Here is a 12,616-nt window from a genome sequence, read left to right as displayed (position 1 = left end):
TGAATGCCATTCAACATAACATTGTATACAAACAAATAAAAAACCCTAAAAATATGTTCATATAATTTTTAAATCAATTTTTCGTTTGTACTTTTTGAAAAAGTCAAAATACTCTTCATTCGCGCTTGAAACTATACTGCTTCATTTTTTTGACTCTCCTTAGACTTTTTTACTTTTAGTTTTTTAATACTCTTGCTTTGTTTTTTGTATTGTTGATGATCTATTTTAATTAACTGAATGTGTTGATTTAATTCTTCTAAAGTATTTGAATGCTTAATTTTATCAATACTATCTTTATGCAAGTTATAAGATGATAGCTTTTGATATTTTTTTGTTTTTGAACGCATTGGATAGTTTCTATTAATTAACAAAATAAACAATACCAAGAAACCAAAAATTCAAGCTAGCGAAATTATTGCTGGAAGTCATCAACCCTGACCATTATAGCCAAATCCATGAATTCCCAATCAAGAATTCGGGTCAACATTTGGAAACTCCATATTAGCTGAAAATCCTGACCAACTCGCTTGAATTAAATTCAACGGATAGCGATGAGGGAATAGATATGTGATAATGTTTAGCATTTTAATTTGCCCAGCAACATTTCAAGGAATACCCAGTCCCAATAAATACATTGGTCCAAAATATGAAATCAAAGCAAAAATTGTTGCTATATCACGGTTTTTAAAAATTTGAACGATAACCAAGGCCATTAGATTTGATAATACTACATTTAAAATAAAACCTATAATCAATGGGATTAAATCAATTTTTGCTAAAGCATTACGTTGATTAGCAAAAAACATTGCCAAACTAAATAAAAATACAAACATTAATAAATTAATAAGTCAGTTAAAAATAAACATACAGCTATAGACCATTCTTTTTGAAACTGGGGTTTGCGCCATTGCTTTAAAAAAACTTTTGTCTCTTCAATCAACTAGCATTGTGGTAAAGGTATGCTGTGAGTTTCTAATTTGACTAATAGCAATTGCACTTGCCAGAACAAAGGGGTCAGATGAAAAACCATCACTACCAACTGGTTTAAACGCAATTCAGCTAAGCATTGTTACAGACGTAATTACAAAGTTTAAAACGATATTCGTAGGATCAGTAAAGTAGTTTAACGTCTGAGCTTTTAATAACTTTAAAGATATTCTAAAATTTTTCATATTCATTATTGTTTACTCTTCATACGTTTTAAACGCAATGTTTGTTTTAGTTTTTCACGACGAGCAATTGTTTTTAGATGACGTATTTCTTCTTTAATATATTTTCGTTTTAAACGTTTTAATTGTTGACGTTCTTTCAATGACAAAATGTTTTGCTCATCACTTTGTTGATAAAGAGTTTTTTCATTAGCAAAAATTGCGATCAAATCCCCTTCTAAATATTTAATAATTGTTTTTAATATTTTAGTTATTCTACTGCTTAAGCGCGGGTTTCAAGCTTTGATATGCTTGCGAGTTTTAAATAAGTACTTTCGAGTTTCTTTAATTAACTTAATAACATTCTTAATTGATTGCTTATTAATTTCTTGCTTATAAAACTCGGCAATAACTTCTTTTAAACTGGCAACTGCAAAAACAGTATTGATAGTTTCCTCATCAAGCTTACTTAACTCTAAATGCTTGTAATTAACATATCCTTTAATAGCATCTTGCAATTGAACTATATAATTGTTCAGCTTAGTAACAATTGGAGAAAAAACTTTTCGCTTATTATTTGAGCTACGTTCTTTAATTGTTTCTTCTTTAACTAATGCCTTACTATAATTCATCATTGTTTTATATTCACGTTTAATTTTTGTCTTACTTAAATCATCAATAATTTCTCCTCCGCTAATATAAATTACTCTAGTCGATAAACGCTCTAAAAAATACGGACTTGGAGAATTTAAAACTACTGTATTTCCAGCTTTAATGTAATCTATCAATAATTTACTAATTTTTTCCGAATTCTTTCAATCAATGTCCGAAGATAATTGATCAATTAGTACTAATCGCGGTTTATATAAAAAAACTAAAAATAATGCAAATAGTTGTTTCGTTACTATTGACTGTTTTGCTAAATATTTATTCCAAATTTGATTGATTCCAAAAACTTCTTTTAAATAAATAACTCACTCTTGATCAATAACTTCATAAGCCGAAATTCAAATTGCTGTAATGTCCTTAACTAAAAATCCCGCAGGTCAATCTTGATGTTGATTTTGAAAACCAATAATCTGATTTAAGTCGCTTTCTTCAAACGAGTAAGTAATTTCTCCCAAAGTCGGTTTAATACTATTGGCGATTAAACTTATTAAGGTTGTCTTACCACTACCATTACTCCCAAGTAATGAAATACATTCTTTCGGATAAATTGGAAAACTAACATTTTTGACTGCTCAATTATGCTTTCCAAAAAGCTTTGATATATTCTTAATTTGGACAACGGGTTTTAATTGTATTTCTGATATTTTTTTTGGAGTGTCTTTCATTTTTTAACCTCAATTTATTTTAAGTTTGATTTCTATTTATTTGATACTTTTCTTATGCCTTTTATTCTACTCTTTGAAACTAAAAAGTGGAGTTTTTTTTAAATAAAAATAAAATAGATTTTAAGAGTTAATTTTAAAAAAATTAAACATCAGAAATCTATTAGGCATTATATTTATTTTTTATTTTTATAATATTCTTCATCATAAAATCATTTGTAAGCTCAAGTGAATTTTAACTGTCGACGAGAGTCTTGTTTAGGACGTTGAGGGATACAATTTTTGTGAACAGCTACATAGTTCTCATTTTCTAATTTTGGTTTCTTAGCGTTAATTAAATCTAGAGTCCAAGCAAACTCATCATTACTTATTTCTGAAAAATTTTTTTTGCCAATTGGGAACTTGCAAATGTAACATAAGCGATATTCATCTTTTGATTTATTTTCCAAAATTGGTGCATTTTCTCATGCTGCTTCAAATTCTGCAATTTCAAATTCAACAGTTTGAGTTTGTTCATTAATATTTGCCATTTTATTATAAGTCCTCTTATCTTTAATAATTGTAGCAATAAAAAAACTAGTCTAAAACTAGTTTTTAATTTTTCTTTATTTTGCGGCCTTGTTATATTCTTCAACAAATCGTTTACGCAAATCTGTTTGGTATTGTATAAAGTTGTCTTGAGTTGCTTGTTTAAGATTTTGTCTTGCTTCTAATAAGTCTTCTTCATTTTGATGCATTTGCAATTTATTAGCGATAAGTTTATTTTCTTTTAGACTTGAATTAACAGTTAAAAGTTTACTTTGATAACTTTGCTTATTTGTAGTAACAAATCTTTTAACTTCTTCAGTTTTGGTTTTAATAAACTCACTTTCGCTTTTTGCTACTTTTTTATAAGCAGCCTTTGCTTTTAAAACATCACTATGATATTTTTCAATAATTTGTTTTTTCTTTGTGACCAAACTTTTTAAAGTGTCTTTTAAATTTTGCTCAATTTTTGTCGACTGTTCATTTGCTATTTTAGCAGCTTTTATATCAACTTTAGCAGCTTTTTTTGATTCCTTAATTTGCTCATGAATATTTGAGATAGCTGACTTTTTATCAATAGCTAACTTTGTTAAATGTGCTACATGAGCTTCTTTAACTGAACCAGGTTTACCAGCATCACTTAATAATCAAAATGAATAAACAGATGTTGTTACGGCGACTCCAGCGGCAATCGCAATAAAGAAGTATAGTGTTTCAACTCCATAAGGAACTGCTCCTAAAACGGCTACAATTGGGCCTCCATGAGCAGCAGCATTTGTAACCATTAATGCTCCCGCTATTCCTCCAGCAACAGCAGAACCTAAAACGTTTGAAACAACTGCACGTTTTGGATCTCTAATTGCAAATGGAATAGCTCCTTCAGAAATTCCGATACATCCCATGATGATTGCAGCAATTCCTAAGTTTCGTGTATCTTTATCAAAAAACTTAGGAACAACTATTGTAGTTAATCCCATTCCTAATGGTGCAACTGGAATTGCTGCAGCAATTGCTCCCATTGGTTCGTAAATTTTTGCTGTTACCAAAGCTGAACCAGTTACAAAAGCAATTTTGTTGATTGGTCCACCCATATCAAATCCAGCCATTGCTCCCAGTGCCATTCCTAATCCTAATCCAGCTCATACACCAAGTTCAGAGCTGTAAGCATTTTTAAATCCAATTGAGATTTGATCCATTACATATCCAATTGGTCCTCCAATTACATAAATAAATAATAATCCAATTCCTAATCCAACAACAATCGGAATAAAGAATATTGGCATTGCTGCTTGTAATGTTTTGGGAACATTTCAAGTATTAATTCATTTAACAATGTATCCTGCTAGTAACCCAGCAGCAATTGCCCCTAAAAATCCAGCAGGAGTTGCAACAGCATCCATTCCTGGCATTGGCATAAAGTTATCGGGGTTGTTTCCCAAAAAAGCTCCAACCATTGCTGGAACAATGGCTGCTCGTCCAGCAATTGAGTTTCCAATAAATCCTGCTAAGATTGGAATCATCATTGCAAATGCTGCTCCACCCACTAGACTCATTACATTTAAGATTCCTCATTTATATTCATCTCCAGGACCTGCGGTTCCAGCTTCAGGACCTCAAATTGCTTTAGCTATACCAATAGAAAAAGCTAAACAAATCCCCCCCAAAACGATAATCGGAATCATGTAAGAAATTCCAGCCATAATATGTTGCATGACCCCTTCTTTTTCTCCGCTAACGCGATTTTTGGTATTAAAGTCTGGTGTCATTCCTTGTTGTATGGTTCCTTCAGCAATAGCTAATTTAACAGTTCCTTGCGGATCTTTCATTGCTTTAGCAACTTTTGTTTGATAAACTTTTTTACCTGCAAAACGAGATTTATCAACTGATGTATCTGTTGCAAAAATAACTAAGTCAGCTTCTGCAATTTCTTGTGGTTTCAATGGAGTCCCTACGCCTTTTGAACCTTGAGTTTCAACTCTAATTGAATGACCCATTTTTGGAACTTCTGCTAAAAGTTTTTCTTCTGCCATATAAGTATGAGCTATTCCTGTAATGCAAGCAGTAATAGCAACTATTTTTAACCCATCAGTTGGTTTTTGGCTTACTTTTGTAACTTGTTTTTTAGACAGTCCAGCTTCTGTTGTAAGTAATTCTAAAATTTCTTTGTTTGTTGTTAGTGTTAACATTTGCTGCTTAAAATCCGGTTTCATTAATCTCATTGCAATATCACTCAAAATTGCTAAATGTTCTTCTCCAGAAGGACCGTCAGGAATCATTAAAGCAATTGCTACTTTGATTGGTTGACCGTCTAAAGATTCTCATTCTACTCTTTTTTTAAATCGAACTACAAAAACTGCCGCGTCTTTGATTTCTTTGATTCGTGCATGTGGAATTGCAAATCCGTCTTCAAATCCTGTAGAACCTTCTGCTTCTCGATTTAAAAACCCTTTGACCAAAGCATCTTCATCAGATATTAGATTAAGCTTGACAGCTTGATTAGCAATAAACTCAAACACTTCATTTTTAGAATTAATTTCTTGTTCTAGAAATATATATTTTGTACTAAAAATATCTTTTTTCACAAATTCACCCCTTTTCACTATAAATATACACAATTTTATTCATACTTGGAATATTTTTTCCAAAAATGTTTGACTTTTGGAAAAATTGGAAATTTTCATTTGTGTATAAAAAAATATAACCTTAAAGTTTGGTTATATTCTTAATTAGTTTTGTTGTCATTTTCAGGCTTCAATTACATCTGATGTTACAATATCTAAAGCCAAAATGTTTTTAAAGATAACTTCTCAAATGGCAAATGCACATAAACGTGATGTAAATGAAAACGAACGGTATTTAGCATCTTTAGAATGAATTTCAAAAGCAAAAGTTGAATTTGTTTTTAAATTAGAATCATATGGACCCGTTAACGAAATAACTTTAATTCCTTTTTCATTAGCTTTTTCAATAACCTTATTCATTTCAAATTTATCTCCTGAATAAGAAATCGCAATAAGAACATCGCTTTTTTGCATAAAGTTAATATTAATTAATTGTTGATGTCAATCAGGTCCGATCATAACATACTTACCTATTTGTGAGAGTTTATGCTCGATTTCATATTTTAGGGCAATGTTTCCCCCAATTGCAGTCACATTGATTTTTTCAGCGTCAACAATTAATTTTGCTGCAGCCTCAACATCAGTTTGGCTTAAATATGTTAAAGTTGCCTTAATATCATTCAAAATTGATTGGTTATTTTCAACATAGTTATTTTTATTAAAGTTATTTTCAAAATAAGAAATAATTTCTTTATTCAACTGTAATACCAAAGTTCGGTAAGATTCAACTTCTAAAACATTTTTGATATAACGGGAAACGCTTGGTTGACTACACTGACTTTTTTCTGCTAATTCAGACACACTTAAATCAAAAACTTTATTTGAGATTATTTCTTCAATAATTGCTTTGGAAATATCAGCATTAACATTATTTTGTTCTTTACTATATTTATAAATTCTCTCTAAGTACATGAATACCTCTTTCATTATAATTTTAATAGAATTTTAAGAAAAGTATTAAAAAATAATAATTGTATTTTTAATTGCAAAAAAAATTCCTCGAATGAGGAACTAGTTTTATTTTAATTTGTTTTGTACTTCTTTTACAATTTTTTCAAAGTCTTCAGGATTGTGAATTGCCAATTCTGATAACATTTTTCTGTTAATATCAATGTTAGCTAATTTTAATCCATTCATAAATCTTGAGTATGATAAACCATAAGGTCTAACTGCTGCATTAATACGAACGATTCATAATTGTCTGAAATCACGTTTCTTTTGCTTACGCCCAATAAATGCGTAAGCCATAGAACGAACAACTTGTTCATGTGCTTTTTTGTATGAAGATTTTTTAGTTCCGTAGTATCCTTTAGCACGTTTAATTCAACGTTTTCTTCTTGCTCTAGTTACTTTTCCAAATTTAACTCTTGCCATTATATATTCCTCTCGTTCCTATTTCTATTTTTGTAATAAACCTTTTAAACGTTTCATATCTGTTTTATGAACGATTGTCATTTTTTCTAAATGACGTTTTTGTTTTGTTGTTTTACCTGTAGCACGGTGTGATCTGTAGGCTTTTCCTCTTTTTAGGTTTCCGTTAGCAGAAACACGAACACGTTTTGCTAAAGCTTTTTTTGTTTTCATTTTTGGCATAATTTTGTCCTCGCTATCCTTTACTAATTTTTCTTAGGCACAACATACATGTCTAAGAATCTTGATGTCAATTTAGGTTCTTTTTCAATTTTTGCAACGTCTTCAATTAATGCAAAGAATTTTCTTAATGTTTCTTCACCAAGATCCATGTATGCTATTTCTCTTCCTTTAAATTTTAAAGAAATTTTTACACGATCACCATCTAATAAAAATTCTTTAGCTTTTCGAGCTTTAGTTTCTAAATCATGTTGTCCAATATTAACTGTTAAACGAATTTCTTTATTTTCAGTTTTTGATGAGTTTTTCTTAACTTCTTTTAGTTTCTTTTGTTGTTCATATTTGTATTTACCATAGTTAACAATTTTAGCAATTGCTGTTCCATCTGGTTGAGTTCCTACTTGTAATAAGTCTAAATCCTGAGATTCTGCTAACTCAATAGCTTCTCTTTTAGACATTACTCCACGCTTGTCCCCATTTTCATCAATAACAAAGATTTCTCTAGCTTTAATAAACCCATTGATCGGATCTTGATTTTTAACTGGTTTGGAATTTCTATTTCTTTGATCCATGTAGTATTCTCCTTAATATAAAAAAATGTGCCGTTAAAGAATTAGAAAGCACATTTTATATAAAATAATAATATATATAATTTGACTACCATTTCACTAACGTTAATGGTGAGCTAAGTGCTTCTTCTTTAAACAATAATATTGTATATGTATTAACTCGTGATTACAACATTTTTAAAAAGATATTTGAAAATAAAAAACAAAGGTCTAAGCCCTTGCTTTAGTTACTTATTAGTAAGTCTTTTCATAACATTAGCAACATGTTCAACATCACTTCCAATAATAATTTGTAGTGCTTCAGTTCCTAAGCGTTTCAAACCAAATGCTCCTGAACTTTTAATTTCAGCCTCATTAATACTTTTGTTATCCTTTAAGATTAAACGTAAACGAGTAGCACAATTGTCAATTGATATAATGTTGTCTTCACCAATTGCTTGAATAATATTTTCAGCCATAATTTGATACTTATCACCTTGAGCAACTTTTGTTGCACCCTTTGAGGCTTTTAAGGTAGTTCTTTCGTCATTAACTAAAATATTTTCTCTTCCTGGTGTTTGAATGTCTTGTCATTTAATTAAGAAGTAGAATGATGCAAATCATACTCCCCCTGCTCCAGCAGTTAATAATAGAGTTCATAATGGGTTAGCAGATACTGTCATTGCCCCACCTTCATTAGCGAATCCTCATGATTGTGCAAACGAAGCTAAGTAGTCAATAAGTCCTGCACTAAACCCAAATCCGATTTGAATTTGCATAGCCGTAGAAATAGCCATAAAAATACCAGATAAGACAGCATGAACAATTAGTAACACTGGTGAGATGAATGCGAATGAGAATTCAATTGGTTCAGTAATTCCAGAAATTAATGAAACCAAAGCAACCCCACCTAAAAATCCTGACACTTCACGACGATTTTCTGGTTTCGCTGCAAAAATCATTGCGATAGCAATTGCTGGAACTCCACCCATCATAATTGGGAAGAAACCACCTTGGAATAATCCTGATCCTTGAATTCCTTTAGCAAAGGCATTGATATCTCCATTTACTCATTGAGTTCCAGCATTAACTGTTCCTGTGATTGGATCAACAATTGAACCATTAATTGGTAATTGGAATCAGAAGAATGTATTTAAAATTTGATGTAATCCAAATGGCAATAATAAACGATTTAAAACTGCATAAATTGATGTCCCCGGAATTGCCACTGCTGGGTTTTCAGGATCAGCAACACTTGTTCCAAACGCCATTAACGCATATTGAATTCAAGGTCAAATAATTGCAAAAGCAAATGCTGTTGGAATTGCTACTACTAAAGCAATCATTGGAACAAATCTACGTCCCCCAAAAAATGATAGGGCAGTTGGCAACTTAATTTCTTTATACTTATTATATAAATAAGCTGAGAAGCATCCTGCAACAATCCCTCCTAAAACTCCAATGCTTAAGACATAAGAAGCTCCTTTAATTGTTGTTCCATCATCAGCAAAATTTTTAACATATATTAATGATGAATAAACTTTTCCTTGTTCATCTGTAAAAGTTAAAACTTTTCCATAAATCATATCGGGAAGTGAACCTGCTACAGAAGTCAAAGCTGTAATCGTAAAAAAGAATATAGCTCCAACTAAAGCGACCTCCCCACGATGGTCCTTGGCCAAACCAAATGCTACTCCAATTGCAAATAATAATGCTAAGTTATCAAAAACAACTGCTCCTGGTTTTTGAATAATAAATGATATTCAATACCCAGCCTCATTGATAATTGCTCCATCTGCAGTTGTTGTATAGGTAATTCCCAACGCTCCAAATCGATTTAACAATGCCGCAAAGGGTAAAACTGCAATTGGGAACTGTAGTGCTTTTCCAAGTTCTTGTAAATTATTTAAGATTTTGGTCCAGCTACTAGTGCCACCACTTTGAGTTTTTAAATCAACAGCTTTTTTAAGTTTTGCTTTTTTAGCTACTGCTGATTTATGTGTTTGTACTGTATTCGACATTTTTTATTTTCCTTTCTTTAAAATATTCCCAAAAAAAAAAAAAAAAAAAACCTTTTTCGGAATATTTTCCAAAAAAGGTGTGACTAATAAGAAAAAGTTTGAAAATTGTCAGGCTGTGATTATTTTTGCAAATAAAAAAAGCTTTAGTTTTTTAAACTAAAGCTCCAATTGAAACAGGAATTAAAACTAGAGCGGCTAACAAACACGCGAATATTACAAAAATATAAGCATATTCTCCTCAAAACTCATAAATTTTATATCGTGATTGCACAATTTTAAAATTTTGCTGTTTTTCTCACTCTTTTTTCTTTTTGCGATGAATGTACAAAAATCCGCAAGCTATTGCTAAAATAATACATAATATCCCTATAACTAACATGGCAATTGCCCCACCTTGAGATAATCGTTTTTGTGAAACTTCCATAACAAAAATCGCTAACTGATTCATAAATATTTCCTCTTAAGATCTATTATTTTAAAACAGCTACTAAGTCACCTTTTTTTACTTTTCCAAATTTAACTACTTCAATAGTTTTTCCATTTGTATTTGTAAAGACAACAGGTGTTTTAATTGATGGAACTGCAGCAGTAACTTCTTTTAAGTTAACTTTAACAAGTTCATCTCCAACTTTTACTTTTTGACCTTGTTCAACTTTTGAACTAAATCCTTTTCCTTCTAAAGTAACAGTATCTAATCCGATGTGAATTAATAATTCAATTCCTGAATCGTTTTTAATACCATAAGCATGTTTTGTTGGGAAAACAGTTACTAATTGCCCATCAATTGGTGCTACGAAAACACCATTTGCAGGAATAACAGCAAACCCGTCACCCATCATTCTTTCTTGAAATACTTCATCTTCTACTAAATCTAAACTAATGATTTCTCCATCAACTGGAGCGAAAACTTCGATTTGTTTTTTCTTTTTACTAAATAGACCCATAAATTCTCCCTTGGTTTTTTATTTATAAATATATTTTAACAAAAAAAGACCTTATTAAAAAGTCCTTTTGTTGTTTGTATTAAGTTTACAATAATTATTTTGTTGCTAAAAATTTGTCTACTAATGCTAATACTTCTTCACTTGTTTCCAAGTCTAAAGCTTGAGTAGCCAACTCTTCAGCTTCTTTCATTTCAATTTTACTCATTAATGAACGGGCACGTAACATTGAAGTTGCACTCATTGAAAATGCATCTAATCCCATTCCTAATAATAATGGTAAAGCTTGAATATCTCCTGCCATTTCTCCACACATTCCAACTCAACGATTATTTTTATGTGCTCCTTCAATTGTCATTTTAATTAAACGTAAAATTGACGGATTTGTTGGTTGGTACAAGTATGTAACATTTTCGCTCATACGATCAGCTGCCATTGAATATTGAATTAAATCGTTTGTTCCAATTGAGAAGAAGTCAGCATATTTTGAGAATTTATCAGCGCTAACTGCTGCTGCTGGAATTTCTACCATCATTCCAACTTGCACATTTTTGTCGTAAGCAATTTTTTCTTTATCCAGTTCTGCTTTACATTCTTCTACAAACGCTTTAGCATTTTTAAATTCATCAATTGTTGCAATCATTGGGAACATAATTCCTAATTCCCCAAAAGCAGAAGCTCTTAATAAAGCACGAATTTGGTCTCTAAAGATATCTTTACGGTCTAAAGTAAAACGAATTGCACGATAACCTAAAAATGGGTTCATTTCATGTGGGAATTCAAAGTATGATAACTTTTTATCTCCCCCAATATCTAAAGTACGAATAACTACTAGTTTACCTTTCATTGCTTCAATAACTTTTTTGTATGATTCAAATTGTTCATCTTCAGTTGGGAAGTGATCATTATCCATATATAAGAATTCTGAACGGAAAAGTCCAATTCCTTCTCCACCATTTTCAATAACTGATTCAACATCTGATGGTGAACCAATATTTGCTTCAATTAGCTTTTCAACTCCATCTTTTGTTAATGAAGGTAAATCTTTAAATTTGGCCAATTCAGCTTTTAAATTTGCAAATTCTTCAGCAAGTGCTTCATATTCTTTAATGTCATTAGCTGATAAATCTAAAACAATTTCTCCAGATGCTCCATTTAAAGCAAAAACTTCGCCATCTTTCACATCTTCGGTAATAGTTTTCAAAGCTAAAACTGCAGGAATTTCCAAACTTCTTGCCATGATTGCGGCATGTGAAGTTCTTCCTCCAACATTAGTAGCAAATCCTTTAACAAATTTTTTGTCTAATTGTGCAGTTTGAGAAGGTGTTAAATCTTCAGCAACTAAAATTACTTCTTCAGCAATTGTTGATAAGTCAATAATTTTGATTCCCATAATATGCTTAATAATTCGTGATGCGACATCTTTAATATCTGCCGAACGTTCTTGGAAGTAAGCATCTTCCATCGCTGCAAACATTTCATAATAGTTATTTGTGATAGTTTGGGCAGCATATTCTGCATTAACATGATCTTTTTTAATCATATTTTCAATCTCTTCTTTAATTGCTGGATCTGCTGCAATATCTTTGTGGGCTTCAAAAATAGCTGCCTTTTCTGCTCCCAGTTTAACTAAAGTTGTTTCTTTTAACCCATTTAAATCTGCAACTGCCTTAGCAACTGCATTTTCCAATTTAGCAATTTCAGCATCAATGTCTGAAACTGTTTGTTTCTTAATAATAATTTCTTCTTCTTTTAATACTAGTGCTTTAGCTACAGCTACACCTTCACTAGCACCAATACCTCTCATTTTTTTACTCATATCTTCTCACCTTACTATACATATTATTATAGAATATTTTCCATACTAATTACAACAATTAGGAATGTTTTT

Annotated in this window: 12 protein-coding genes; all 12 read right to left on the bottom strand. The window is 31.0% G+C overall.

Annotation, left to right across the window (positions count from 1 at the left end):
- Positions 1 to 131: 131 nt before the first annotated feature.
- The 12 genes from L872_RS0100595 to ptsP all read right to left on the bottom strand — a co-directional run bounded on the left by L872_RS0100595 (position 132) and on the right by ptsP (position 12,544).
- On the bottom strand, positions 132 to 1,172 hold the full coding sequence (locus L872_RS0100595) for a hypothetical protein (RefSeq protein ID WP_169729885.1): 1,041 nt from the start codon (positions 1,170 to 1,172) through the stop codon (positions 132 to 134).
- A gap of 5 nt (positions 1,173 to 1,177) precedes the next feature.
- Positions 1,178 to 2,482: an ATP-binding cassette domain-containing protein gene (locus L872_RS0100590; protein ID WP_027062973.1), complete on the bottom strand. Its 1,305-nt coding sequence runs from the start codon at positions 2,480 to 2,482 to the stop codon at positions 1,178 to 1,180.
- A gap of 173 nt (positions 2,483 to 2,655) precedes the next feature.
- Positions 2,656 to 3,009, bottom strand: coding sequence for a hypothetical protein (locus tag L872_RS0100585; RefSeq protein WP_027062972.1), 354 nt, complete (start codon positions 3,007 to 3,009; stop codon positions 2,656 to 2,658).
- 75 nt (positions 3,010 to 3,084) lie between these two features.
- Entirely contained in the window at positions 3,085 to 5,586 is a 2,502-nt protein-coding gene (locus L872_RS0100580) for a PTS fructose transporter subunit IIABC (RefSeq protein WP_027062971.1), read from the bottom strand.
- Between the two features lie 144 nt (positions 5,587 to 5,730).
- Positions 5,731 to 6,537 carry a MurR/RpiR family transcriptional regulator gene (locus L872_RS0100575; RefSeq protein WP_027062970.1) on the bottom strand — a complete coding sequence of 269 codons (807 nt, stop codon included), beginning with the start codon at positions 6,535 to 6,537 and terminating at the stop codon, positions 5,731 to 5,733.
- 105 nt (positions 6,538 to 6,642) lie between these two features.
- On the bottom strand, positions 6,643 to 6,999 hold the full coding sequence (gene rplT, locus L872_RS0100570; protein WP_027048549.1) for a 50S ribosomal protein L20: 357 nt from the start codon (positions 6,997 to 6,999) through the stop codon (positions 6,643 to 6,645).
- 24 nt (positions 7,000 to 7,023) lie between these two features.
- On the bottom strand, positions 7,024 to 7,218 hold the full coding sequence (rpmI, locus tag L872_RS0100565) for a 50S ribosomal protein L35 (RefSeq protein WP_027048550.1): 195 nt from the start codon (positions 7,216 to 7,218) through the stop codon (positions 7,024 to 7,026).
- Between the two features lie 23 nt (positions 7,219 to 7,241).
- Positions 7,242 to 7,787, bottom strand: a complete 546-nt coding sequence (gene infC / locus L872_RS0100560) for a translation initiation factor IF-3 (RefSeq protein ID WP_027062969.1) — start codon at positions 7,785 to 7,787, stop codon at positions 7,242 to 7,244.
- Positions 7,788 to 8,011: 224 nt separating this feature from the next.
- Positions 8,012 to 9,784 carry a PTS transporter subunit EIIC gene (locus L872_RS0100555; RefSeq protein ID WP_051418400.1) on the bottom strand — a complete coding sequence of 591 codons (1,773 nt, stop codon included), beginning with the start codon at positions 9,782 to 9,784 and terminating at the stop codon, positions 8,012 to 8,014.
- Between the two features lie 151 nt (positions 9,785 to 9,935).
- Positions 9,936 to 10,232 carry a hypothetical protein gene (locus L872_RS0100550; protein WP_027062967.1) on the bottom strand — a complete coding sequence of 99 codons (297 nt, stop codon included), beginning with the start codon at positions 10,230 to 10,232 and terminating at the stop codon, positions 9,936 to 9,938.
- Between the two features lie 22 nt (positions 10,233 to 10,254).
- Positions 10,255 to 10,728 (bottom strand): PTS sugar transporter subunit IIA, encoded by a 474-nt coding sequence (locus L872_RS0100545; protein ID WP_027062966.1) that lies wholly within the window; start codon positions 10,726 to 10,728, stop codon positions 10,255 to 10,257.
- A 94-nt stretch (positions 10,729 to 10,822) separates the two neighbouring features.
- Positions 10,823 to 12,544: a phosphoenolpyruvate--protein phosphotransferase gene (gene ptsP / locus L872_RS0100540; protein ID WP_027062965.1), complete on the bottom strand. Its 1,722-nt coding sequence runs from the start codon at positions 12,542 to 12,544 to the stop codon at positions 10,823 to 10,825.
- Positions 12,545 to 12,616 lie beyond the last annotated feature (72 nt).

It is taken from the genome of Mesoplasma seiffertii ATCC 49495, from assembly GCF_000518725.1.
Classification (GTDB): Bacteria; Bacillota_I; Bacilli_A; order Mycoplasmatales; family Mycoplasmataceae; genus Tullyiplasma; species Tullyiplasma seiffertii.
Note: the sequence above shows the minus strand (reverse complement) of the source record. Positions and strands in the feature narration are given on the sequence as shown.